Origin of the sequence: Sphingobacterium sp. BIGb0165 (assembly GCF_024810095.1) — a bacterium.
Lineage (GTDB): Bacteria > Bacteroidota > Bacteroidia > Sphingobacteriales > Sphingobacteriaceae > Sphingobacterium > Sphingobacterium detergens.
The window spans coordinates 177,225-203,739 of the sequence record NZ_JANUEB010000006.1 but is presented as its reverse complement, the minus strand read 5'-3'; the positions used below and the strand labels follow the sequence as shown (position 1 = coordinate 203,739).

The window sequence follows — 26,515 nt, the reverse complement described above, 5'->3', positions numbered from 1 at the left end:
GTTTTTTTGTTATGCTTTAATAAATAGACCTGCAATATTAAGTACAGCTTCTGCAGAAAGTGGTTCATCAAAAGACTGGGTAGCCGCATTTGTTGATATTTTTCCCATAGTGCCAGAGAGGCCTGTGATGTCCACTCCAGCTTGTGTAATATTGTTTTCACCAGCATATATAGGGTCTACAACCGCGCCGATACCGGTGTCATTGCTTCCTGTGATCCAAGGTTTTTGATCAGCTGCGCCACCACCACGGGCCCGTCGCATCTGACGGATATGGGAGGCATGTCTCGCTTCTACCGAATGAATCTGCAAGGCTGCTGTAAGCACAACACGATTACCAAGGAGTATACCAGCCTGTCCTTTATATGCCCGTACTCCTGTGTCTTCAAAAGCTTGTGCGACAGCTAAAAAAGTGTCATAATTGCTAAAGACATTCCCAAAGGTGCCCCCAGCAGTAAAATCAAATGTAGGTTTGGAAACAGCTTTATTGCCAAGTACCTGTTTGAGGAAATTGACATGAGCAACCTCATGGTCGCGGATGGTGGTGATGGCACCAAGTGGTCTACCCGATGGAATAAGACCAGCTTTGGCAACCCCCATCGTATAGTATTCCGCTTCGAGATATTCCAAGGTCAAGGCGTAGTTAAGTACACCGTTGACGTCAGTGGGTGCGGTAGCACCATATGCCTTTTTAAAGAGTTCGCTGATTAAAAAAGGAATTGCCGCTAGCGTGACTTTTCCGCTTATAGAGGCCAGATTTTTGATAGCTTCACGACGTGGGCTGATGCGATCGCTAAATTCTGGATCTACAGCATTTATTTGGTCAAAAACGTTTAAGAGATTCATGATAATTAGATTTTAAGTGAATTAATAGGTAGGTAGATCCTTTACATCTATTTTTGATTTGAGAAATGGTGCCGCTGCACTCAAAACTACGCTAGGGCTCTTGGCCAGGTCAAGTCCATTGGAATCGACAACTTCTTGGTTGGCAAAACTACCATTGTCGATCATATCACGCACCCAGGCGGCATGCCTGGCTTCCACTGAAACGATTTTACCTGCTAAAAGGAGATATTTAGGATCTTTAATCAACCAACCGGCACCGTTATAGGCCGAAACACCCAGATCTTCAAATGTTTTAGCGGTAGCTAAGACAGATGCTCGACTGCTAAAATTAATACCTGATAAGTTGAATTCAAGATTAGATATAGCCTTTGCTCCCAAAGCCACTTTAAAAAACTCTCGATGGGCAATCTCATGATCACGGATATCTGTAAAGAAAGCTTTTTCCATATCGGAAATGCCGGAGTATGGATTGTTGACCAGCTGAATGTAAAAGGCAGCTTCAAGCTGTTCCAGTGCATAGGCATAGTTTAAGATGGCAATGTCCCCACTACCGAAGTACATGCCTTTACCACCATTATCCATATCGTCATCACGATCTTTTTTACAGCTTGCCACGCTAAGAATGGCAAGTGAGGCGGCACTGGCGCCTGCAAATTTTAGAAAATCTCTACGTCCGAGATCTTTCTTTTCAAATTCACTATCGGAGGTCAATAGTGACTCATTGTTTGGTGTTATCTTTTTCATAACAAAAGTCTTTTAGTTTATAATTTTTCTGTACTTATAAGCATTTACGACTTTTTGGATTGCTTGGATTGCGAAGATCCATCTTTTTTTTAATGTCCTGAAAAATTGAATTAAAGAATACCAAGATCGCTTTTCATATTAGAATGGATGTTGTCATCCTACCTATTTCAAATACCAAGATATTCAAATGCTTTTCAGTTAAGAAACCAATAGGCGATGAAAATTCGTGTTTTTCCACCTATTAGACCAAAATTTACCCCAACCAACAGCCCCGATTCACCTAGATTTGATTCGTAACTGAATTATAAATCAAATTCCAATAAGGGAAGTAGTAGCTAATTTCAACTGATAAGCGAATCAATCAGGTGTGATTAATGATCTGGACCAATGGATAATTTTATGAACCGATAAAACAAATAGACCGTTATGTTGACCGAAATTAATGCCTATATGCATCTAAAAAAATATATCAGCTTCAATGAGCTTGCCGATCTTGATATGAGTATTTTCTATTTCAAGAAAAGACCATTCGTTGTTATGGATTTATTTAATGAAAAGATCTATTTTAACGAGTGTGGATTAGAATGGCTGCGCACCGAAAAGCAAGTGGAGTTGCCTGTTCAATGGATCCGAAGTAAATATCTTCCAACCAAAAATTGGGTCGGATTGGTCGTAGATAGCAAAAAAGATGATTTAATTAAGCAACTGATTGATGAGTTTTATTTGGCCACATACAATATGTTGCTTCGGAATTAGTGGATACTTTTCAAATATAGATGCTGCAACCGTTTAGTTTTTTGTAAACCTGTATACTAGGGAGTTATATTTTCTATAATACGTTTGTAAATCCAAAACAAGTATTTGATCTTTTTAAAGAACAAAATTTAAAACTTGTATTACAAGGTCATATACATCTGTACGAATTATATCTCCTCCGGCAAGCTCCCTCCGGAGGAGATATTTATTTACACTTTATTTCCTGTCAAAGTGCTGAATTTATTCCCTCGTTTGTCTTTATAAAAATCACCGTCTTTTTTAAAGCTTGTGGCATCTACACCTTCTAGCCGTTGTTTTTGATAAAATACATTTTTAGTGTCTTTTCCGAAATCACGACCGATGGGTATAAATGTCTTTACATCCGCATCCGGAACTATTTCTTGATCATAGTATATATGGTTCTTGTCTTTTGAATAAGGGTTGTCTGCATATATTCCATCTTTTTCATGTACAGGAAATAATTGAAAAGAGGAGGCATCAACATCTGTGTATTTAAAATCTTTGCCCCGGAATAGGATGGTTTTATTGTTGACACAAATTATATCCTGATCAAGCACCCGAATGGTATGTATGGAATCAAATGATTTCGTTATGGCGGGAGAGCCCTGCTGAAAAGGTGGATAGCATATTGTATTTGTGATTCTCATGTAATACTTATTTATGGCTTCAACATTTCCGGTGTTAGGCATGACTGACCTAAAGGCTCCAATATTAGGCGAAACATAAACAGAATCTTTATCCTTCAGAAAAAAGTCATTGACGAATGCAAAAGTTTTCCGATCGGCCTGTATCATATCATTAGAGTAGAAGTAATGGTCTTTGTCCCGGGCCCAGTTGATATGATTGCTGATTAGTTCATAGGTTTTTGGATCCGCTCCTTCAATGACATTAAAACCCAAGACCTGATCAATATAATATACGTGAAAACGATCTTTAGGAACCTGATTGTCGACATAAAAGGAATTCCTGTCTACCAGTTTTTGTGCCATATTACGAAAGTATACGGAGTCTTTGTCTTTGCCTATATCTTCCGCCAAAACCTCAAACGATTTCGCATCAGCCTGCATTTGCAATATGCCCAAGCTAAACCAATTGCCATTCTGACAATAGACTACCTGTCCTTTGGAATCGATAAAATAGGAACTCGATTTTTGCTTATCAACCAGTTTGCCAATATCCTTACATGAGGTACAAAAACTGAGTAAAATACAAGCCAGGAAAAAAAAGTATTTTTTCACTTGCCTGTTTGGTAGAATCGATGCCATCTTCTTTATAGTGTTCATTTATATAAATTTACACTGTGGAATTTAAAAAAGGGAATTTTCTTGTAAAATTATAAAGAACCAAATCTAATATTAGGTCAATAAACCTTTTGGAATATTTGGTTTTGCAATGGATGTGTATTTGTGATCTGCCAAATATTCAGGTATCTTTATGAAATGAAACCTGTTTTTCCTGCTACTTATTCTACACTCTGTCCAATCGCATTATCTTCGCTGATTTCAGCGAAATATAGACTTGAAAATGTTCAATGTAAATTTCTGCTTCGTGGGGTAGGGGATACCTATCTTGTAGAGGCTTCTGAAGCCAAGTTTATATTGCGGGTTTATCGTTCATCACATCGAAGTTTACCACAGATAGGAGAGGAAGTGAAATTATTGCAAGCTTTAAAGGAGGCAAAGGTTTCTGTATCCTATCCGATTACTGATATTTTGGGAGAATCAATACAGAAAATTGAAGCAGTAGAGGGGGAGCGTTATGCGGTGTTGTTCAGTTTTGCGCGAGGTCAGGTCGTCCGGTCATTGAGTGAAAATCAGTTTCGTGTTTTGGGAAATGAAATGGCACGTTTTCACCATACCTCATCCACAGTTAGTTTGGGCGGAGAAAGATGGACTTTCGATCTTGAGACAACAGTTTTTAAGCCTTTGGAAAAACTGAGACCTGTTTTTAAAGAAAACGCTGGAGAATATAGCTGGTTGTGTGAGATAGCTCATCGTATTGAACAAAAACTGTCGCAAATAGATCCATCGGTATTTTCAAAAGGCTATTGCCATTTTGATTTTCTACCCAAAAATTTTCATTTCGAAAATGATTCGGTGACTTTCTTTGACTTTGATTTCATGGGGTACGGCTGGCTGGTGAATGATATCATGACCTTTTGGCAACACCTCATCTTAGATGTATATACTGGGAGGATGACACAGCAGGCTGCTCATGACTCCTATCGTATCTTCTTGGATGGATATCGTCTTATACGCCCTGTCGGAGATGAGGAATTAGCGCTGGTACCCTATCTTTCATTGGGGTTTTGGCTGTTTTACATGGGATTCCACACCTCTCACGATCAATTTTCTGTATTTAGCCAACCCGCACATTTGAATTTTTACACGGCCTTCTTAAAGCATATCGTGGAGAATTATTGGGATAAGTGCTAATTTTCAAAAGCTAAATGATCGCGTCCAAGATTTTTTTGTAAAAAGCTCCAAAGAAAGTCGTTGATGGATAACTGTAATAAGAGCGTTTTGGGCCCAATGAGATGCGGTGAGATGTATCCGATATTTTAAAGAATATGGTCGGCATAGCTTTTTTTATTTCTGTTGTAATGTTTTTAACTTTTTAGAGACTAACAAAGTAAAGCACTATAAAATAAGACATCCTCAGAAAAGTATGGACATTGAAAGAGACTTTATTAGGTTAATAACTTCCAATCAGAAGATCATACATCGTATATGCTGCATGTATCTAGACAATAAAGCCGATCGGGAAGATTTATTTCAAGAAATCGTATTACAGGCCTGGAAATCATTCAAAAGCTTTAGAGGTGATGCCAAATTTCAAACTTGGCTATATAGAGTAGGATTGAATACGGCTATCACATATATCAAGCGGGATCGCCGGAACAATCTTGCAGAATTACAGTTTAGTCAAGAAAGCTACTGCGAAATCATTTACAGTGAGGATGAGGAAATTTTGGTGATGTATCAGGCAATAAGTAAGTTGAATAAGGTGGAGAAAGCCTTGGTGGCACTCTATCTTGAAGACTATAGTTACAATGATATTGCAGAGACTATGGGTATGACGCCCAACCATGTAGCCGTAAAAATATCGAGAATTAAAACAAAATTGAAGGAATTAAGCAAACAACTATCACCATGGAACTAGATCAACTGAAATATAAAATGCAAAAAAATAGTATGGATGGTCAACCAACAGTGATGCACTTACCTGAAAATACTATAGAAAAAATAACTACACAAAGATCAACAAGCTTGCTTGATCTGATCGATCAGAACTTAAGCAAGAATATGACCTATCGCTCTGTGCTTGTTATCCTTGCTATTGGTATTGTTCTGTATTATTATGACAGCGCATTCTGGGGATATTATTTTGTTCTGGGCTCGTTGGTTGAAGCGGTAATGATTTATGTCGCCTATAAACTGCGAAAAAATATTCGTCAGAATTATGAGGCAGATCTACCTTTAATTGATCGCTTCAAGAAGATACAACAGCTTATCTCCGCTTATTTGAGGTTCAATAAATTGACGGGAATAGCGCTCTATTTCATGCTGATCACCGCATTCTCGTTAAAGAATATCTATTCCTTTAATCTTGCGTCAATATTCGGCACTACGGTCCTTTTTAGATTTGCTCTCTATGGATTAATTTTCTATTTCGTGCATCGCTACTTTTTTAGAAAATTTGCCAAACCTCATCAAGATATGTTGGTGGATCTAAAATATTATATAGCTGAATTGGAGGAGCAACCTCCGGAAGATCGGATGAACGAATAGAGAGTAATACAAATTAGGTAAGACTATTAAGATTATTAGTTCAACAAACCCTGTTGCTTGTTGAACTTTATGAAATTGAGCAACTTTAAATTTACTTTACGATTTCATGAATTTTATTTTTTAGCGCATCACCTTTCAGATCCTTCGCTATTACTTTTCCGTCAGGATCTATCAAAAAACTAGCAGGTATTGTTGTAATTCCATATTGCTTGTAAACGTCACTATCGCTAGCCTTTAAATCGGACAATTGGGTCCATGTGAGACCATCTTTTTTGACAGCTCTTTTCCAGTCATCTTCTTTATGATCAATGGAAATGCTGATAATAGAAAAATTTCGCTTCCCATATAATCTGTCGATTTCAATCAGGTTGGGATGTTCGTTTCGACATGGCAAGCACCAAGCGGCCCAGAAATCGATTAAGACGAACTGCCCTCTATAGGATGACAATTGAACAATATTTCCATGAATGTCTTTCATGTCAAATAAAGGCGCATTATTTCCTATTCGTATTTTCTTTTTCTCTCTGATATTATTTCTTGAGATATCTGCTTGTGGCATCGCTTTGAGTCGCTCACTCAATCCATTAAAGACCATTTCGGTTTTATCTATTAACCTGTTCATTTTTGAAATCTGGTTGACCAGATCAAGGCTAATATAGGAGTCGGGAAAATCCCTGGCAAAATCCAATTCCTGATCTTTCGAAATGAAATCCAACGAATCTATAATCCGTTGATTTTGTTTTACCAAAATAGTATCTTTCAATTCCTCGGCATTAAAAAAGTAGGGGTCTTTTATACTTTTTAGTTCATTTGAGATACGAAATAATTTTTCATTTTTCAACTGAAGTACTCGGTTTAAGTCTGTACCTGAAAGAACAGAATTGCTGAGGGTGTCATTGCTTCTCAAGATTATTTTCCCTGCCTCCAGGAAAATGCTCTTACGGTCACTTATGAAATTATAATTATTATTGGTAGGATTCTGATTTCTGGACAATGAAGCGGAAAGGGGAGAGTTCCCGATTTTTCCTTTAAATCGAAAGGAATTATTCTTGACCTTTGTCGAATCTATAACAAGCTTCCCATCTTGCTTGTAGACGAGATAGATAATATCGTTATCTGACATTGTCTTTCCGATCCCCATAATTTGGAAATCCTGTTGCGCAGAAACGGCTTGTGTATTGAGTAATAAGTTGACAGTAATCAGTATTATTGTAAACCAGATTTGGGCCAGGATTCTTATTAAAGTCATTATATCGGTTATAATTTTTAAATAAAAATACTTAAAAATTTTTATACATATACCTTTTGCTGCGGTGGAATTTTATCGGAACGATCTGCTGATTTCTAATTATTTAAGAAATGAGCTTCTATTTTGCTTTTTCGCTTAGCTTTTTGATCCAATTTATAGCTATTTTAATAGGAGCTGAAGAGTCCGAAGCTGTTAGAAAGTGCCCCATTTCTGGAAATAGACAGTATTCAAAGGGTTTCCCTTCAATTTTAAGTAAATTGAGATGATCAATGGATAAACCGACAGGGATTTGGACATCTTGTCCACCAAAAAGCCAGATTCCTGGTGTATTTGAACTGCGAAGGGATACCTGCGGATCGGTTGTAATAAATTTATATCTATCGGGGGCAGTTCGGATATGGTCCCTTACCTCTTGCTCGGTGTGATTTGACCAAAAATTTGCCTTTCCTTCGGTAAAAAATTGAAAACGGAGCTGTTCCAATGTAGGAACTACTGGTCCACTGAAAATGACCGTAAAATCCACGTTTTTTGATTTATTTGATGCCAAAGGAATAATCCAGCCAGCCTGGCTACCCCCCGAGAGACCAATATGTGTTAGTTTTTTTCCAAAATAATTTTTAAGGGTTAAAACTGCTGCATTGGCATCCTCCGCTAGAAGATTGAGGTTTGCTGAGTCAATATTATTCGTGCCAACTTCAGGACCGGCATATTCCCCTCCTGATTCACCAACCCCTCTCTTATCATAGGTCAATACAGATATCCCATTTTTAGCCAACATTGCGGCAAACTTATTCGATCTAAGTTCTTGTCCAGATCCGTGGACTATAACAATTCCAATTTTCGAATTTAAAGCGGTGAAAATTGTCCCCGCTAATTCAATCCCTTTACTTTTAAATTTTATATCTTTTACTGTGTATGTTGTAGTTTGGGCGATGATGTTGGTTGTAAATAATAGAAAAAGTAAGAGTAAAATTACGCTTTTATGTAATCTCTCTTTCGCATATTGAGTCGGCGATTTATGATAAGAATACGCTATACTTAAGTGTTTTTTCATTGGGGATCTATTTTCAAAGTTATGTTGCTTAAATGTCAATGGTGAACTATTATTTTCTGCATCTAACTTAGGTAATTCCGACTTCTTATCTTGGTATTATTTAGGTGAAGTGTTTGTTTTAATCGGTAAAAGCACCAATATATCGGTAAAAAATTTAATAGATTTTTTCTTTAATTGGTCAACTTTATTGAAATAGCTTTTCCAAATTTTCAACTCTTCAATAGTTTATTAGCTCATCAATCTTTATATGCCTGATTTTCCTGGTATTGATGTTAGCAATTGTAAGGTGTTTTTCCTATTCTTTATGGTAGCTTATTGATTCTAATCAATAACATGTATGGTACTAATCTATTGGACAATATGTTATTTAGGTAATAATTGTGCCTTGTCAATAAATATTTGTAGGTTATTAAAGTGCTATTGGTTCAACCTTATATCCCTCTCTTCTAAGTTGTTGAATTAACCCCGTTTTATAACATAGATGTCGGAATCCAACTGCGACAAAGCAATTTTTAGTTTTAAACGATTCGGTAAGTTGAGCCATCCATTTATTGTTTCTTTCATTCAGTAAGTACGAATTGCCTTTTATGCTTTTATTTAAAGAATAATCCAAATTTTTGTTTTTATAATCCCGTAAAATTTTAGCAGTCGGATTATCCGTGTTTTTTTTCAAAATATAATCAATATAGATTACATCCTGTTTTAACGTGTTTTTTAAGGACAAACTCTTGTCTTTCTCAGTAGATATTTTAATGTCTTGAGCTTGATTTTTATCAAGGCCAATAACAGTCAATTTATGTGCTAACCCAATCTGTGTAATTCTGGTATCCATAGGATCGTATGAACTTCTGTTAAGAGTATCGCATACACCTTGAATATACATGTATTGGAGTAAAAACATTAACTGTGCGGGATGCAATTTGTAAACATATTCATCGACCCATTTACTGTTTACAAATTTTTCAAAAATGACAAACTGTCTCGAGTTTAGTTTAGATTTCCACTTTTCTTTATTCCACGTTTCAAATAGAGCTGCATCTTTATTTTGTTCTGCTTTAGTCGTATCAGTATTAGGGTCTGAATATGCCTCAACAAATAAAATTTCACTATTTTTTAAATGCAGGTTTGCAATTGATAAAGAATCGAAAAAATCAGGATTAACTTGATGAAATGTTCCAAATAAGTAGGAAATACTTTCACTTCCATTTTTTGAAACTTTCCAAAGTAATGTTTTTGGCTTGTCTTGTGGATATACTATAGTAAAGGTTATAAAGAATAGCGAAAATAGAAACGTTCTCTTTATGTTCATAATTTTAGTATTTATTGATTATATGGTCTTTATGTTACTAATTTATTCTAATTAATTGTCAATTATGAGAAACTGAAAGAAAAATCATATCATAAAAAAATTGGTATAAGGTATATCTGCATGAAACTAAGGTTTTTTGCCTATTGAAAAAATCTAAATACGAACTGTATTTTTTGTGTCAAGTTCATACTTAAATTCAATACAGTCATCTGTTGTGTCAGATATCGCATTATAAGCAAGTGCGTCACATGATATTCTTAAGGTATACCGATTGGTTCCATATAGCATCTGGTTTAACATTAACGAGCTATAGATGCAAGCGACTCATCACATCTTTATTCCGGCAATTGCATGAAACTTGCACCAATGACTTTTAATTTGTCATCAACATATTTCCAAACCCTGAAATACCTGAATTTTCCTTCCAATGGAGCTCCCATTACCTTGCCTTTTGCCGTCATCGTAACGACGGAAAGCGCGGTATCTCCGGTTATTCTGATATCATCAATTTCTGTGGAAGCCTCTTCAATAATCATTGCTTTTGTTCTATGCGCATTTAAATCCATTTCTTTGGTTAGCATTTGTCCCGTTGGTGCAACTGCAATGAGATTATCAAATAATAGCTGGTCCAGAGCATCCACATTGCTTGCCAACTGGGCTAAGAAAAGCTGATTTTCTGCATCCGCAACATCTTCTTTAGTAACTTTACTCATAATTGATTATATAATTAATAACATTATTTACTTTAAAAATAACAAAAAAATCACACAGCTACTGCGGTACACTTTATTTCGTAAATTTGATTGAATCATAGAAGGTTCATTGATCGTTTCCATTGAGCCATAACAATACATAGCGGTTGTCGGGATTAATATCGATGTTAGCACTCGTTAAAGACTAAACGCATGTTGGATAGCGTGCAGAAGTAGACATCTATCTTTCTGTAAGAAAATAAACTTAAAGAAATGCAGCGAAAATTGACCATACAGCAGTTGAAAAATATCACATTGGAAAGCCAGGGCTTACTTCGCAGATCAGCATTCGGAAAAGGAAAAAAGGCCGTGCTCAATGCACTGGATCACCTCGGTTATTTACAGATAGATACATTATCAATTGTTGAAAGGGCCCATCACCATACGCTTTGGACAAGGATCTCTGATTACAAAATGAGCTATCTCGAAGAGCTGGTAAAGGAGCATCAGGTATTTGAATATTGGTTTCACGCTGCATCTTATCTTCCGATGAAAGATTTTCGCTTTGTTTTACCGCGAATGTTGGAAGTAAAACAAAATGAATCACATTACTACAATGCGGACCCTAAAATGATGCTGTATATCATAGATACCATTCGGGCTGAAGGTCCCAAAAGAGCAAGAGACTTCGAAAATGAAACTAAAAAACTGGGAAGCTGGTGGAATTGGAAACCTGCAAAAATTGCTTTGGAACGGCTTTTTCTGCAGGGGGATTTAATGATTTCTGAACGCGATGGAATGCAAAAGACGTATGATATCGCAGAAAGAGTACTACCAAATGATATCGACCTGACGAGGCCAAGTTCACTTGAGTTTGCCGAGTATTTAGTGAAAACTTATTTAAGAGCATATGGATGGACTACTGTAAAACAGATTACTCATCTTAAAGCGGGCGAAACGATCAGGAAAAATGTAAATGACGTTTTAAATGCGCTGATTGAGGATGATATAATAGAAAAAGTTACTATTGAAGGCTATCCGTCAGTTTATGTTCTCCGAGATTTAGTAGACAGAAGAATAACTAAGATTCGTGAGGAAATTAATTTGCTATCACCGTTTGACAATGCTATTATTCATCGTGATCGGGTTCAGCAGTTTTTCAATTTCGATTATCGAATTGAATGTTACACACCAAAGGAGAAAAGACAATACGGATATTTTTGTTTACCTATTTTATTTGGCAATACATTTATCGGCAGAGTAGACTGCAAAGCGCATCGAAAAAATAGGCAACTTGAACTGATCCATCTGCATATAGAAAAACAGTCTATAGACTTCGAATTGTGGGTAGAGCCTTTTGCAGAAATAATAAAAAAGTTTGCCGCTTTTAACGGGTGTAATTCCATAAAATTAACACTGGTAAGTCCCTTGAATAATTCGTTAGCCCTACTTCTGAACAATATTTTTTGTCAATATGAAGCTATTTCTGCGCCAATAATAGCAGTTCCCAGTAGTTCCTAGTTTTTTTACGGCATAACTGTAGAATTTGGAAAACTTATACTTGATCAGAAATGGAGTATTATAAGCTTACTCGATCTTCACCTAATTTAAATACTCTATTTTTAAAATTTATTATTTTGTAGCTTGCAGGATGTACAATTTAATGTTATATTAACATCACAATTATACCTTTGTAAAAATCCTCTGGAAATCTGATATAGTGTACATAATAATCAATGTGTCATGAGAGATCTGTCTGATAAAGAATTGTTTGATATTGTGAGAGAAGGCAATACACAGGCATTTTCGGTGTTATTTGATCGCTATGCGGATATTTTATTAAGTTTTGTATTAAAGCGGATTGGTTCTATTACAGATGCTGAAGATATCCTTCAGGAGGTTTTTACATCTTTATGGAACAGACGCTATAAAATAGAAATCGAGGAATCTATTTACCCCTATCTTTTCAAAGCTGCTAAATACGAAGTCATTGACTGGATGGCAAGGGATCAAAAACGGATTTCATATTTCGAGCGACTTGTGTTTCCACTGACCAACGAACCAGTTGGTGCAAGTAACAGCGATGAGAAATTGATGGTTAAAGAACTCTCATTTTTGCTGGATAATGAAGTTGCTAAGATGCCCTCCACAATGCAGTCAGCATTTAATCTCAGCCGTATCGAAGGCTTAAGCATTAAAGAAATCGCTTTTCGACTATCAATATCCGAACAGACCGTGAAGAATAATATTTCGCTGGCTTTAAGTCGGTTAAAGCTTAAGGCGAAATAAAAATCATTTTTTTTCGGTACTTCTATCCGCTATCTAAGGTTATATAGATATATGACAGAAGATAATCAAAGAGAGCATGCTCAAAAATTACTAAAAAAATATTTGAGAGGGGAGTGCAATCCAGAAGAAGAACAGCTTGTAACCAAATGGTTCTATTCATTAGATGATGAACTAACATTGCCAAAGGATGAAAGAGAGGCATTGCTAGGTCGATCCAAAGATGTTTTGATGCACAAATTTGAAGGGGAGATGAATAAGATGAAACCTAACAAAAATGTGTTTACCTGGAAACGGATTGCCATTGCAGCTTCCGTTCTCTTTGCGTTAACTATTACTGTTTTATTCTTGCAACAAGGACAAACGAGCCCTGCTCCACAGCTTGCGGCCATTACTCCGGATACAACAGGCCTGTATAAAAATGATATTCTGCCTGGTGAGCGTTATGCGAGACTTTCCAATGAGCATGGGGAAACACATTCTTTGGGAAAGGAAGATCAGGTCGAAAACATAAAGTCCGCAGAACTTAAGGGGAATCTGAAATTAGAAGTACCAGCAGCGGGCACCTATAGTATTGTGTTGAACGATGGTACCCAAGTATGGTTAAACGCTGCTTCAACATTACAGTACCCAGATCAATTTGAAGGGGATGAACGCCGAGTAAAATTGATTGGAGAAGCTTTTTTTCAAGTAGCCAAAGATGCCAAAAAACCTTTTCGGATCGAAGTTGAAAACTCTGTTATCGAGGTACTCGGTACGAGTTTTAATGTAAATGCCTACCATAAAGAAATCAATACCTCATTGGTAGAAGGTAAGGTGAAAATTATGAGTCAAGGGCACGAAGCCTATCTTCTCCCAGGAAATGAAGCCATCATTAGCACGGATAAAATACGTATACAGCCAGCAGACATACAAAAAAATACCGCTTGGCAACGGGGGGAGTTTTCACTTGAGGGTAGTAGCTTTTCGGAAATTATTAGTCAAATTTCTAGGTGGTATAATGTGGATTTTATTAATGCGGAGGATATCACCGTAAGCAATAGGTTTAATGGAACGCTTAGCCGGGAATCCAGACTTTCAGAGGTGTTGAATATTCTGTCGTTTGCGACAAACCGAAAGTTTGAAATAGATGGACGGCATATAATCATTCGTTAGTACAGTTAAATTTTTCACCAATTAAAATTTATAAGATATGATATAACCAGACGAATTAACCAAAAGGTTCTATACAATAGAAAAGGGGATGTTGACGCATCCCCTGTTGTAAAAGGCCAAATTTATCGAAGTACGAATTCTATAGATTATTAAACCCTTAACAATTCAAAGTTATGAAATTTTTTTCTCCATTAATAGCATGGGGGGACCGGAGAAGTCATTCTTATACCCTAAGCATTAAAGTCATTTTGACTATGAAGTTGATTTGTGTACTGTTGCTGGCATTTACGGTAGGTGTTAGAGCATCTGGATATGCGCAACAAGTAAATCTGTCCTTGAAGAATGCCAAAATTGAAACTGTCCTTAAAGAGATTTCCAACCAGACGAAGTTGCGTCTGTTTTACGACGAAAGGCTATTTGAAAATGCCTCACGTGTCGATATCTCTGTGGCAGGATCTGATGTAAGGGCTGCATTGGCAAAGACATTGCGTGGTCGCAATTTGATCTTTGATATCATGGGAAGTACGATCGTCATTAAAGAAAAAAAACAGACTGATCGTGAAGTGTCAGGAGCTGTGAAAGATGCTTCCGGACCAATGGCAGGAGTGACGGTGACTGTACTGGGGGTAGCTGGAATATCAACAAAAACCGATAAGGATGGACGTTACAGCATACGGGTTCCAGAGAAAGCAATCCTTTTGTTTCGCTTTATGGGCTATAAAGATGTTGAAATCAATGTCTCAGACAAGAACAGAGCGGACGTATTGATGGAAACTGCAGAGTCTCATCTCGACGAGGTCATCGTTGTTGGCTATGGTACGCAGAAAAAGATCAATCTTTCGGGAGCTGTAGATCAGATTGGTGAAAAGTTTTTGGAAAGTAGACCGATTACAAATGTGGGGACAGCATTGCAGGGCGCTATGGCTAATCTTAATATTACACCGACCTCTGGAAGAGCCAATAGCTCGCCAGGGATCAATGTGCGAGGGTATACATCACTGTCAGGTGGTGGGCCACTTATTGTTATTGATGGGATTCCAGCAACGAACGAGGAGCTCAATCGTATGAATCCAATGGACATTGCTAGTGTTACTGTATTGAAAGATGCCGCGTCAGCAGCGATCTATGGTAGTCGCGCTGCTTTCGGGGTTGTACTGGTTACGACTAAATCGGGTACAACGAAGGAAATTAAGGTCACGGCCAACTCAATCTTTGCGGCAAAAGCAATAACACGTACAGTAGAGATAGAGGATGATCCGTATCAGGTAATGAAATACAGGAATATCATGTCAGCACCATGGTACAATCTTTACGATGAGAAAATGCTCGAATATGGTAAACAGCTGAGTGAAAACCCTTCATTGCCTCGTGTGATCGTCGATCCACAAAATCCAAATGCTTATATCTATTTAGGATCTACGGATTGGTTTAAGGAAGTTTATAAAAATATACAACCCTCATATACCAACAATATCAGCATCGCGCAAAAGAATGAACGCTCTTCATTTTACCTTTCTGGTGAATACTACAGACAAAATGGTATGCTACGGATCAGTCCCGATACCTATGACCGTTATAATTTCAGGGCAAAAGGTGATTACAAAATCACGGACTGGTTTACTTTATCAAATAATACAACCTTTACAAATGATAAGTATGATCAGCCCTCAGCAATTGATCAGGGGTATCTCTACTGGCATAATGTTAACCGTCAACCTTCGCTAAATACCGTTTACAATCCGGATGGTACCTATACAGAAGCTGGGGTAAATATGATCGGAGCTGTAGCCGAAGGGGGCCGCAGTATCAGTCGCATCAACGATTTTCAAACTAGTTTTGGTGCGAAAATCGACTTCATCAAAAATGTTTGGACCTTAAATGGGGACGCAACCTTTAGAAGGGTTTCTGGAAAATCACACTTCTTTCAGTTGCCGCTTGCCTACAGTACAGGACCAAATGTGATGAACAGGCAAAACTTCAATAGCTATGCCTCCAATGGAAGTAATGAAACACGCTATAATGTGTACAATATTTATTCACAATATCAGCGGACACTCAATGATCACTATTTTTCTGTGATGCTGGGCTTCAATCAGGAAGAACGGATCTACGAGTCATTTTCGGCATCCCGGGATCAGTTGATTTCTAATTCGCTACCGACAATAGGACTCGCGACTGGTCAAACTCCTTCTGTCGGTGCTTTTGATTATGCCTGGTCGGTAAGAGGGGCTTTTGCCAGATTAAATTATACTTATAAAGATAGATATATCCTGGAATCTAACCTCCGCTATGATGGCTCCTCAAGATTCCCTAAAAAAGATCGTTTTGCATTCAATCCTTCCGTATCTGCTGCATGGGTAGTTTCGCAAGAAAACTTTTTTCAGCCGCTAAAGGAAACTGTATCTAATTTTAAACTGCGGGGATCGTATGGTTCATTGGCAAATCAGGATCTAAGGGACAACTATTACCCTTACATTGCCAATATGTCCAAAGGAAGTGGAGCAATTTTGGACGGCAAGATTGTACCTATTGTGGGTAGTCCGGGCTTAGTGTCATCGACCCTGACCTGGGAAACCATCACACAATCTAATTTTGGGGTGGATATCGGCTTATTTAAAAATCAGTTTTTTGGTTCATTTGATATCTATCGTCGTGATACCAAGGATATGTTGACAGCAGGTAGGACGTTGCCAATCGTGCTTGGTACGGGGGTTCCTCTTGAAAATGCGGCGAACCTAAAAACCAACGGTTGGGAATTAACACTTGGATATAATAAAGAGTTTATGGTGGCTAGCAAACCGTTTTCATTCTCCGCAAGAGTTAATTTAGCAGACAGTAGAGCTTATATTACAAAATATAATAATCCTAAAAATAACTTAAGCGATTATTATGTCGGACAGGAATTAGGGGAGATGTGGGGGCTAACCACATTGGGTTTTTTCCAATCTCAGGAAGAGATCAAGGCACATGCTAATCAAAATGATGTCACTTCTTATCCTGGTACGAGAGGATTGGAACCGGGTGACCTCAAGTTTGCGGATATCAATGGTGACGGCAAAATAAACCGAGGGGATTGGACATTGGATAATCATGGAGATTATAAAATTATCGGTAATTCGAGACAGCGTTACAGTTACGGTATAGATTTGAATTCAAGCTGGAACGGAATTGATTTGCGTGTGTTCCTGCAAGGTGTCGGAAAAAGAAATTATTATCCTCCAGGTGGTGACCACTATTTTTGGGGTATATATGCTCAACCTTGGGCGAGTCTAACCAAGTTTAACTTGGACCATTGGACGCCTGAAAATCCAAATGCGTATTTGCCAAGACCAAAATCCTATGTAGCCGAGCAAAGTGGTATTGAACTAGCCGCGACGCAGACTAAATATTTGCAGAATGCAGGTTATTTAAGGGTGAAAAATGTGACTTTGGGTTATACGCTTCCCAAGTTGATGACAGATAGATGGGGAATAGACCGATTGCGTCTGTTCGTCAGCGGTGAAAACCTCTTTGAGTTTACCAAACTAATGGATTATCTCGATCCTGAAATTGTTGGCGATCGGACGGCATATCCTTTCCAAAGGACCTACTCGTTTGGCTTAAACTTTAATTTCTAAAATGACTATTATCATGCAAAATATAAAAAGACAAATTATCAAGATTGGAGCGTTGCTGGGGGCCTTGTTCCTGATCATGAGCTGTAACGATGATTTCATGGATAGGTATCCCACGACATCGGTTACACCGGAAGTGTTTTTTAGCAATGTAAACGATCTTAAAACTTATACCGATGGTTTCTACGGTAGTTTGAGTGCGCCGATAGCGGATCTTGGGACAGATAATCTGGCACATTACAATTCTGGAAGTACGATTGATGAGATCATGCGTGGTGGCGTGAGCGCGCAGAATGCAGCAGTGTGGAGTTGGTCAGCATTGAGAAATATTAATTTCTTTCTTGAAAATGCTGGGCGTGTGAAGGGGGCTAGTGCCGCCGATGTGAACCATTACATCGGCATTGCAAAGTTTTTTCGTGCACGGTTTTATATCGATAAGGTCAACCAATACAGTGATGTTCCCTGGTATAGTCAGACCATGGGAACATCAGATATTGAACTATTGCACAAAAAACAAGACAGCCGGTCGCTTGTTGTCGATTCAATCATGGCTGATCTCGAATTTGCCGCTGCCAATATCAAACCTGATGGGCACAAGTCGACAGTTACGAAGTGGGGAGCTTTGGCGCAATTAGCACAGTTTGCCTTGCAAGAAGGAACTTTCCGTAAATATCACTCTTATTTGAATCTGAGCGGATCGGCCAATACTTTTCTGCAAAGAGCGGTTTCTGCTACTGAGGAGATTATGAAGTCAAATAAGTTTTCAATCAGTAATGCTGGTGGTGTTAACCGTGCTTATCGGGATCTATTTATAAGTCTTAACCTGCAGGCGAATCCTGAGACCATCCTATTTATTGATTACGATAAGGATTTAGGAAGAAGACGTAATGCACATACGGTATTGGATTATGAATGGGCTCTGAGCCAAACGCTGATGGAAAACTATCTGATGAAAGACGGAAAGCGTTTTACGGACCAAGTGGATTATAAAACGAAGAATATAGACCAAATTTTTGTAAACCGAGACCCGCGCCTTGAGCAGACTTTTATGAAGCCTGGGTTTCAGTCAGTCAATGCTGCAACCCCACAGCGACTCAAACCAACACTCGGAGGGTACAATCAGATCAAATTCTATCCCGAAATAGCAGATATGATCAGTTGGGAGGCAGCCTATACAGATGCATTTGTATTTCGTTATGCCGAAATCCTGTTAATCTTCGCGGAGGCCAAAGCGGAGCTGGGAATCCTCACGAGCCAGGCTGATCTTGACAAATCGGTCAACCTGCTACGTCAACGTGTGGGGATGCCAAGCATGCAGCTGGGCCAGGTAAATGCCAATGTGGATCCGAAATTGCAAGCTTACTATTCAAATGTGAAAGGAGGCAATGTGGGGCTTATCCTAGAAATACGGAGAGAAAGACGTGTTGAACTCGCTTGTGAAGGTCAACGCTATAGAGACATTTTTAGATGGGAAGTTGGCGAACGTCTGGCCGATCAACAACAAGGGATGTATGTAAAAGCATTGGGACCAATGGACGTAACCGGAGATGGTAAAATAGATATCGCAATACTTGAATCAGCAAAGGATACCGATCCGATTAAAGACTTGACAGAAGAGGAAAAGAAGAACATTTCCCTGTATTATTTAAAAGATGCCAATGGTAATAATACGTCAATTTATCTTGAAAATGGGAACAATGGACATATAATGTTCACTGTAGCCAGAGATAAGAAGAAGACATTTGAAAAACCGAAGTATTACTATTATCCGGTTGCTAATAGTCAGATGGTTCTGGATGGTAGTAAGTTGGTACAGACAAACTTTTGGTAAGGAATTGGTTTTATGCTAGATAATATGCTAAAAGACTAAATTAAAAGAGTTATTTTTTACAAATTTTAAGGTTAAAGATAGGGTACTCCAATCGATGGATGGCACCCTATCTTTATTTGCAATTAGAGTTTTTATATGAAATGTTCTACACATAAATTTATACTATCACTGCTACTACTATGTAGTAATGCAATTTACGCTCAATATCGGGGGCATATCTTTTTGGATCTTGATAACAACAAAAAGATGGAAAACGCTGAAAAAGGAATGAAAGATATTGTATTATCCGATGGTTACGAGGTTGTAAAAACTGCTGAAGATGGAAGCTTTAACCTAAAAAAGAATGATAAAGCCAGATTTCTCTTTGTGCGTGTTCCAGCTGGTTATAAAGCAAGTGGAACTCATTATATTAAGATTGATCCAAAACTAGAAAATTATGATTTCGGTTTAATCCAAGATGAAAAGCAAGAGGCGGATAAGCTTCGGTTTATTCAGATTACAGATACCGAAACGCCATTATATGGGAAATGGATAGACAATATTCGTAAGTTTTCGCAGCAACAAAATGCTACACTGATTATGCATACGGGCGACATCTGCTACGAGCCAGGGATGCAGTTTCATGCCCGACAGGTAAATACGGAACTGATGGGTGTTCCGACCTATTATACAGTAGGCAATCATGACCTTGTCAAAGGTGAGTATGGTGAAAAACTATTTGAGGATTTATTTGGACCGGTCTACTATTCATTTGAGGCAGGACCAGCACACTTTGTGGTTACGCCCATGCCTGGCGGTGATTATGCACCCAGCTATAGTCAGGATCAAGTAATCGCTTGGTTGAAAAAAGATCTCGCTCTAAAAACAAAAGATAAACCGCTCATTTTTATTAACCACGACCTGCTTGTCGGAAAGGATTTCGTGATGAGAGGAAAAACCGATTCTATAGATTTGAAGCAGTATAATCTAAAAGCATACCTGTATGGCCATTGGCATAATAATTATAGTTTTGGCAGCAGAGATGGAGTTGCGGTTATATCCACAAATGCTCCTAATAAAGGAGGAATAGATAATTCTGCAGCTCAATTCCTGCTTATTGATGTGGATAAAAAGGGGGTTAGCAAAATAACGCCAAAGTATCCTTATTTGTCAGATCACATCGCGTTAATTTATCCACAAAGTAAGCAAATGCAGATTTCAAACAGAAAAGAAATAGAAATTAGCACAAGTGTGTATCATACGGAAAAGAATGTTATTTCTGTGTATGCAACACTATTAAATAAATTTGGAACTGCGATAAAAACGGCTAAATTGAAATCCGTTAGCGACTGGAACTGGCGTGGAAATTTTACAGTTCCACGCCGTACCGATCAGCAGTATGATATTATGCTGGAAGTAAATTATGGCGACAGTACACAGGCGCTTAAGAAATTTGCTTGGCATAACGAACCCACTTCTTCCGCTTTTCTTCAATTGGCTTGGTCAAAAAATATTGGAGCGAATATTTGGAAGAGTTCACCTCTGGTACAGGGGCAGCGGGTATATGTGGCCAGTATCGATGATGCCATTGGTGGTAAAAGTAAAATTCAGGCATTAAAAGCCCAATCGGGGGAAACCATCTGGACTTTCCATACCCAGAACTCCGTCAAGCAGAAGTTGGCCTATAGCAATGGTTTGGTATTGGCTACAGATATGGGAGGTACGGTGTATGCAATCGATGAAAAAGAGGGCAAACTCGTTTGGAAGAAGGATCTCAGTGGGGGACGGCTTCCAGGATACGTAAGTGCTGGAGTTGTTCGCGATGGTATTTATTATACTGGCGCAGGTAATTATCTGTCAGCAATAAAAGTCGAAGATGGGAAAACAGTATGGCAGAATAGTGACTGGAATGGTGGTGAAGGGATGCCTGGAGAGCTACTGATCACCAACGGATACTTAATTACTGGTGCAAATTGGAATGCCTTATTTGTTCACGATTGTAAGACAGGAAAACTCCTATGGAAGAAAAATGAAGATGGTTTGCGATTTAGAACAGGAGGAGCCAGTGCAGATGAAAATTCGCTTTATGTAGCCGGGCTGAACAATCTTTTTAGATTGGATCAAAAGAAGGGCACTGTGTTAACTAAAAGCCAAACTGATGATGATTTTAAAGTTATGGCCTCACCCTTATTAACAGAGGAACTGGTGATCATGCCCACAGCGACTAATGGGATAAAAGCATTTGATCGTAATACATTAACCGAAAAATGGAGTTTCCAGACTGAAGAGGCCCTTATTTACAGCTCTGCTTATTCAACTCCTGATCTTCATAAGAAAGTTGCAACTGTCGAATCCAGTGTCCGCTATGCGGCTGGAAAGTTGTTTTTCGGTGGATCAGACGGCTATCTATATGTGTTAAATTTAGATGGAACTTTGGTGCAAAAGGTTAATCTGGGCACACCGATATTAGCCGAAGTCTCCATTCATGGAAATGAAGTCTATGTTGCGGACTTTGCGGGTAATGTCTATTGTTTTAATATAACGACAACAACAAAATAAATTACTTGGAATATAGGCCACAATTAGACTAAGGTGGAATAGTTTGATAATATTATCTTAAAATTAGCTGGGCAACTCACCTTTATATTGCCCAGCTTAATAGAGAACTTAAAATTCCCAGTTCTCCAACTTATTTTACTGAAATAAAGCTCGGGATAGACATACGCTAAACATCGACCGTACTGTTTATTAAAACAAGTCCGCCAAAGCGCTGATAAAATCCTCCAATTCTTGATCAGACAGCGATGCGTATCCCAATCTCATACCATTCATTATTTTGTCAAAGCTGTAGCTCTCTGGTGTGATCATGCTGAAACCTTTCATATTGAGTTTTTCCGAAATCAGTGCCCAGTCGACCTGCTTTTTAGGCACGATCCAATAGGCAAGCCCACCCTCGGGGATAAGGTAAGATACTTTATTTCCAAGGTGTTTTTGTAGTAATATTTCGGTAATATCCCTTTTTGTCTTATAATAATTTGTTGCTTTTTTTATATGACGTTTTATGGTGCCATCCTTGATCAATTGCAAAACAGCCTGTTCCATAATACTGTCTCCTTGCACATCGATAATCTTGCGCAAACGAGCGACTTTGTTGATCAAAGTACAATCATTACTTGCTATATAACCGATACGTAACGCCGGAGCTACGACCTTGCTCATGGTACCGATATACACGTAATTTTTAAGCTCCGTAAAACTTGACAGCGGAAGAATGGGGCGATAACCAAAATGAAATTCATTGTCATAATCATCTTCAATAATAGTAAATCCATATTCATTGGAAAGTTTGATCAGTTCCAGTCTTCTTTTTAGGCTCATTGTGACCGTAGTTGGGTATTGGCGGTGGGGTGTCACATAAATAACTTTTATGTTTTTGTGCAATTTCAGAAGCGCTATTATATCCTCGATTATCACACCTTCGTTATCTACCCCCGCAGGTAACAACTTAGCTCCGCTTTGGTCAAAGGCCTCCCAAGCGGGTTTATATCCGGGATTTTCAATGATCACATAATCTCCTTTTGAAAGTAAGCATTGAGCTGCAAGATACATGGCCATTTGGCTCCCCCTTGTGATGCAGATATGTTGTTCATTCACCCGCATTCCCCGTTGATGATTGAGCATCTGGACCACAGCCTTTCTAAATTCTAGATTCCCGAATTCGCTACTGTAGCCCATTAATTGCCACTTCGCTTTTTGGTTGAAAATTTGACGGTATGCCCGAGCTAATTCATTAACAGGTGCAATTTTGCTGTTGGGGTATCCATCATCAATTTGCAGTTGAGTAGATCCACTCGTGGCATCATTTGTTGCTTCAGCGATTGGCGCTGTAGTCTGCGTTTCCTTAAAATCTGGCAAGGTCGAAGCAACGAATGTGCCTTGCCGCTCTCTGGAAACAAGCCAACCTTCTATCAATAGTACACTCAATGCTTCTACTATGGTATTTCTATTGACTTTCAGTCGCTGCGCCAGATTTCTACTGCCCGGCAAAGCATCACCCGCCTTTAATCGGCCGGAATGAATATCGTTTATGATGGCATCGGCAATCTGTAGATAAATGGCCTTATCTGATTGTTCATCTAATTGAATTTGAAATTCCCACTCTCGTAACATCTGGACTATTTCTTTTTATAAAAACTGTATCATAACGCTAGTCCAAAGTTAGCATATTTTTGTTATGCAATAATGCAATGAACATTAAATTTTTAAAGTTATGTCAAAATTAGAAGCATCAACAGAAGTAAAAAAATCAATTCATGCAGAACAAAAGCAATTTAGTTCTAAAGATTTTCATCAGACCTTTGCAAGACCTACCTATGTAAGACCTTCACATGTTATCCATAAGAATGTTGAAAACGCTGGGGTACACAATCAATTCTCAGCAGAAAGAAAGCATCCCGTTTTCTTTGTAGACTTACCAAGCAAAAATGTCAGTTTGACGATCGGAGGACTATTACCCGGACAAAAAACGCATCTACATCGCCATACCTATGAGACTGTCCTGTATGTGATCGAGGGCAAAGGTTGGACCAAAGTGGAGGATGAAATTGTAGAATGGGAAGCCGGCGATGCCGTTTATATTCCGTCCTGGGCTTGGCATCAACACCAAAACACCAGTGATACCGAAAGTGCAAAATACATCGCTTGTGAAAATGCGCCACAACTGCAAAACCTAGGGGTTGCCTTGCGCGAAGAAGAAGGAAGAGATTTTTAGTTCAGCATACATTAAAATAGAAACCATATGGATAATGTACCATTTAAAGGGATAATCGCTTATCCTGTTACGCCATTCGACGACAATGAGGTCGTGGATATCCCTTTGTTTAAAAAGCAGGTTGAACGTTTAGTTGCTGCGGGTTCACATGGGATTGCGCCATTAGGGAGTACAGGCGTACTGCCTTATTTGAATGACGCAGAGAAAGAAGCTATTGCTGAAGCCACCATGAAGCAGGTATCAGGGCGTGTCCCTACGTTAGTCGGCGTTTCCAATCTGACTACGGAAAAGACCATTTACCATGCACAGTTTGCAGAAAAAGCTGGCGCGACTGCCGTGATGATTATACCGATGAGTTATTGGAAATTGACCGACGATGAAATAGTAAGGCATTACGATGCCGTGGCATCCAAAATTTCTATCCCAATAATGGCATACAATAATCCCGCAACAGGCGGGGTTGATATGTCGCCAACATTGCTGAAACGCCTGCTCGAAATTCCCAATGTGACCATGATCAAAGAGAGTACAGGGGACATTCAGCGCATGCATTATTTAAGGAAAGAATTGGGAGAGGAAGTTGCCTTTTTCAACGGTTCCAATCCGTTAGCATTAGCTGCTTTTACGGCCGGAGCAGCCGGTTGGTGTACTGCGGCTCCTAACCTTATCCCCGAATTGAATATAGCATTGTACGAGGCAATTCAAGTGAATAATTTGGAAAAGGCAAGAAAGCTCTTCTATCAACAGGTTGACCTACTCAAATTCATCGTAGCAAAAGGGTTGCCGCGTTCCATTAAGGCCGGATTAGATATTTTGGGAATAGGCGGTGGTGGTTTTAAAAGTCCTTTGGGGCCGCTCAGTGATTATGATATCGCAACATTAGAAACGATACTCGCCTCAGTAAAAAGTGAAGAATACCAATATCAATAGAGCAGAAAAACGGAGCTAATGAAAATGTATAACATATTGGCTTTAGGACATCTATTGAAGATTTAAAATAATGATTTTTAAAGCCCGAAACGCTGCGAGCGTTCGGGCTTTGTAAACCGAACTTGTTGTAATTTTATAAGTGAAAAAGTATGAATCTGGACGAAGAATCAAAAACTACCGAAACTGATGCCGAACCATCGGATTGTGTATTAGTTTCATTAACCTTGAATGGAACTATCGGCAAGATCCGCTGGGACAGGAAAATATCCTTGCTTGATGCTATCCTCGATGCAGGGATTGCTGCACCACATAGCTGCTGCCGTGGTAATTGTGGGACTTGTGTGTGCAAGCTAGAGGAGGGGGAAGTGCGTTTGAGACGAAATTTTATTTTGTCAGAAGCTCACCTACAGCAAGGTTTAATTTTAACTTGCGTAGCGGCGCCTGTAAGTAACACAATAAAGATAAACTACGACGAATTTTAGCTATAATAGATGGTTTTTAAGTTGGTTGTATCTGAGCTACTATCCGACATCTCAGGTCGCTATCCAAGCAGATATTGTCTTTACTGTTATCAAGAGAAATACAGCGATATTAGGAAAGCAATGGAATAACGGTTGTTGCCGAAATTTTGTCGAATGGAGCTGATTGCTCGAGCATGAAGCTTATAAGAAGCCTTAACTGTGATGCCGATTGTGTCAGATATCTCTTCGAAAGTCATGCCTTTGACATATTTCAGATACAATATTTCTTTTTGCCGATCAGTAATATTTTCTAATGCATGTTTTAGGCGTTGGCGCGTTTCCTTTAATTCTTCCTTTTTTATAATTCTGGCCTCAAGCGGAAGTTCGAAATCAAACGAGTAAACCTGTTCATCCAAAACGTCAAAAGCATGCTTATCCTCCTGTCTTTTCCGATTTAAAAGCTCGTTGCGAACAGATCGGTGTAGGTACACCGCCACGTTCTTCATCTCTCTAATATAATTCCGTTTTTCCCAAAAGTTGATAAAAACATTTTGTATTACATCTTTAATTAAGTCATCATCTTTCGAAAAGCGAAGGGCATATAGAAATAAACTTTTGAAATTAGAATTATAAATTTTCTCAAAAGAGCTTCTATCTCCCTTCAGAAACTTCTCCCATTCAATTTCTAATGTGTTTTCATTTTGCATCGTTATATGACTAGCTATTAGTAATGAGACAAATATACAGGTATATCGCTTGGATTTACAGCCTTTATTTTTACTTTTTCGAGAGCATCATTTGTAACCTGAAACAGAAGTTGAAACGAAAATAAAATTTTTGCAAAAAAGAAGATTTATAAATGATCCTCATCGAGAATGTATCTTTTATCCGAAAAAAACAATTCGTCAAATGAGATAAAAATAGCTGTCGCTGTTCGTTATAGAGGTCCTGCATTTAGCCGTCGATATCAATAGGAACAACTCAATTTGACATTAGGCACGGCTATGTTTTTTCTGAAATGAGATTTAA

Annotated in this window: 22 protein-coding genes; 13 read left to right on the top strand and 9 right to left on the bottom strand. The window is 38.5% G+C overall.

Translation table 11 applies throughout. The features are described from left to right. Positions 1-9: 9 nt before the first annotated feature. Together M2408_RS15270 and M2408_RS15265 are read right to left on the bottom strand one after the other, a co-directional pair. Positions 10-843, bottom strand: coding sequence for a ferritin-like domain-containing protein (locus M2408_RS15270; protein WP_259183180.1), 834 nt, complete (start codon positions 841-843; stop codon positions 10-12). A 21-nt stretch (positions 844-864) separates the two neighbouring features. Next, entirely contained in the window at positions 865-1,587 is a 723-nt protein-coding gene (locus M2408_RS15265) for a ferritin-like domain-containing protein (RefSeq protein ID WP_259183179.1), read from the bottom strand. A 426-nt stretch (positions 1,588-2,013) separates the two neighbouring features. Here M2408_RS15265 and M2408_RS15260 point away from each other — a divergent pair, with 426 nt between their 5' ends. Continuing rightward, positions 2,014-2,343, top strand: a complete 330-nt coding sequence (locus M2408_RS15260) for a hypothetical protein (protein WP_120258905.1) — start codon at positions 2,014-2,016, stop codon at positions 2,341-2,343. Between the two features lie 209 nt (positions 2,344-2,552). Here the strand turns inward: M2408_RS15260 and M2408_RS15255 are convergent, their stop codons facing one another. Beyond that, positions 2,553-3,647 carry a DKNYY domain-containing protein gene (locus M2408_RS15255; RefSeq protein WP_259183178.1) on the bottom strand — a complete coding sequence of 365 codons (1,095 nt, stop codon included), beginning with the start codon at positions 3,645-3,647 and terminating at the stop codon, positions 2,553-2,555. Between the two features lie 156 nt (positions 3,648-3,803). Here M2408_RS15255 and M2408_RS15250 point away from each other — a divergent pair, with 156 nt between their 5' ends. The 3 genes from M2408_RS15250 to M2408_RS15240 all read left to right on the top strand — a co-directional run bounded on the left by M2408_RS15250 (position 3,804) and on the right by M2408_RS15240 (position 6,155). Next, positions 3,804-4,799: a phosphotransferase enzyme family protein gene (locus tag M2408_RS15250; RefSeq protein WP_259183177.1), complete on the top strand. Its 996-nt coding sequence runs from the start codon at positions 3,804-3,806 to the stop codon at positions 4,797-4,799. A 232-nt stretch (positions 4,800-5,031) separates the two neighbouring features. Continuing rightward, positions 5,032-5,526: an RNA polymerase sigma factor gene (locus M2408_RS15245; protein ID WP_120258903.1), complete on the top strand. Its 495-nt coding sequence runs from the start codon at positions 5,032-5,034 to the stop codon at positions 5,524-5,526. Further along, positions 5,517-6,155, top strand: a complete 639-nt coding sequence (locus tag M2408_RS15240; RefSeq protein ID WP_259183176.1) for a hypothetical protein — start codon at positions 5,517-5,519, stop codon at positions 6,153-6,155. The genes M2408_RS15245 and M2408_RS15240 overlap by 10 nt, the downstream gene beginning before the upstream one ends. Before the next feature lie 91 nt (positions 6,156-6,246). Here M2408_RS15240 and M2408_RS15235 read toward each other — a convergent pair whose 3' ends face one another. From M2408_RS15235 to M2408_RS15220, 4 genes are all read right to left on the bottom strand, one after another. Continuing rightward, a complete protein-coding gene (locus M2408_RS15235) occupies positions 6,247-7,404 on the bottom strand; it encodes a TlpA disulfide reductase family protein (RefSeq protein ID WP_259183175.1) in 1,158 nt (385 codons plus the stop codon). Between the two features lie 118 nt (positions 7,405-7,522). Then, positions 7,523-8,458 (bottom strand): S9 family peptidase, encoded by a 936-nt coding sequence (locus tag M2408_RS15230; RefSeq protein ID WP_259183174.1) that lies wholly within the window; start codon positions 8,456-8,458, stop codon positions 7,523-7,525. A gap of 409 nt (positions 8,459-8,867) precedes the next feature. Continuing rightward, positions 8,868-9,767: a TraB/GumN family protein gene (locus M2408_RS15225; RefSeq protein WP_259183173.1), complete on the bottom strand. Its 900-nt coding sequence runs from the start codon at positions 9,765-9,767 to the stop codon at positions 8,868-8,870. Positions 9,768-10,102: 335 nt separating this feature from the next. Then, positions 10,103-10,480 carry a nuclear transport factor 2 family protein gene (locus M2408_RS15220; protein WP_120258897.1) on the bottom strand — a complete coding sequence of 126 codons (378 nt, stop codon included), beginning with the start codon at positions 10,478-10,480 and terminating at the stop codon, positions 10,103-10,105. A 252-nt stretch (positions 10,481-10,732) separates the two neighbouring features. On the opposite strand from M2408_RS15220, the gene M2408_RS15215 reads away from it, so the two are divergent. The 6 genes from M2408_RS15215 to M2408_RS15190 all read left to right on the top strand — a co-directional run bounded on the left by M2408_RS15215 (position 10,733) and on the right by M2408_RS15190 (position 21,883). After that, entirely contained in the window at positions 10,733-11,980 is a 1,248-nt protein-coding gene (locus M2408_RS15215; RefSeq protein ID WP_259183172.1) for a winged helix-turn-helix domain-containing protein, read from the top strand. A gap of 222 nt (positions 11,981-12,202) precedes the next feature. Then, positions 12,203-12,748 (top strand): RNA polymerase sigma factor, encoded by a 546-nt coding sequence (locus M2408_RS15210; RefSeq protein ID WP_259183171.1) that lies wholly within the window; start codon positions 12,203-12,205, stop codon positions 12,746-12,748. Between the two features lie 51 nt (positions 12,749-12,799). After that, entirely contained in the window at positions 12,800-13,900 is a 1,101-nt protein-coding gene (locus tag M2408_RS15205; protein ID WP_259183170.1) for a FecR family protein, read from the top strand. 254 nt (positions 13,901-14,154) lie between these two features. Continuing rightward, positions 14,155-17,517 (top strand): TonB-dependent receptor, encoded by a 3,363-nt coding sequence (locus M2408_RS15200; RefSeq protein ID WP_244211713.1) that lies wholly within the window; start codon positions 14,155-14,157, stop codon positions 17,515-17,517. A gap of 13 nt (positions 17,518-17,530) precedes the next feature. Next, positions 17,531-19,345, top strand: coding sequence for a RagB/SusD family nutrient uptake outer membrane protein (locus tag M2408_RS15195; protein WP_259183169.1), 1,815 nt, complete (start codon positions 17,531-17,533; stop codon positions 19,343-19,345). Between the two features lie 246 nt (positions 19,346-19,591). Continuing rightward, positions 19,592-21,883, top strand: a complete 2,292-nt coding sequence (locus M2408_RS15190) for a PQQ-binding-like beta-propeller repeat protein (RefSeq protein WP_259183168.1) — start codon at positions 19,592-19,594, stop codon at positions 21,881-21,883. Between the two features lie 189 nt (positions 21,884-22,072). Here M2408_RS15190 and M2408_RS15185 read toward each other — a convergent pair whose 3' ends face one another. Next, a complete protein-coding gene (locus M2408_RS15185) occupies positions 22,073-23,494 on the bottom strand; it encodes a PLP-dependent aminotransferase family protein (protein ID WP_259183167.1) in 1,422 nt (473 codons plus the stop codon). Positions 23,495-23,594: 100 nt separating this feature from the next. Here M2408_RS15185 and M2408_RS15180 point away from each other — a divergent pair, with 100 nt between their 5' ends. The 3 genes from M2408_RS15180 (at position 23,595) to M2408_RS15170 (ending at position 25,507) form a co-directional block, all read left to right on the top strand. Beyond that, the gene (locus M2408_RS15180; protein WP_120258890.1) at positions 23,595-24,095 is read left to right on the top strand and encodes a cupin domain-containing protein; all 501 of its coding nucleotides are present in this window, start codon (positions 23,595-23,597) and stop codon (positions 24,093-24,095) included. A 27-nt stretch (positions 24,096-24,122) separates the two neighbouring features. After that, positions 24,123-25,025 carry a dihydrodipicolinate synthase family protein gene (locus M2408_RS15175; protein WP_259183166.1) on the top strand — a complete coding sequence of 301 codons (903 nt, stop codon included), beginning with the start codon at positions 24,123-24,125 and terminating at the stop codon, positions 25,023-25,025. Between the two features lie 149 nt (positions 25,026-25,174). Then, positions 25,175-25,507, top strand: a complete 333-nt coding sequence (locus M2408_RS15170) for a 2Fe-2S iron-sulfur cluster-binding protein (RefSeq protein WP_259183165.1) — start codon at positions 25,175-25,177, stop codon at positions 25,505-25,507. A gap of 89 nt (positions 25,508-25,596) precedes the next feature. On the opposite strand, the gene M2408_RS15165 is transcribed toward M2408_RS15170, so the two are convergent. Next, positions 25,597-26,193, bottom strand: coding sequence for an RNA polymerase sigma factor (locus M2408_RS15165; protein ID WP_259183164.1), 597 nt, complete (start codon positions 26,191-26,193; stop codon positions 25,597-25,599). Between the last annotated feature and the right edge of the window lie 322 nt (positions 26,194-26,515).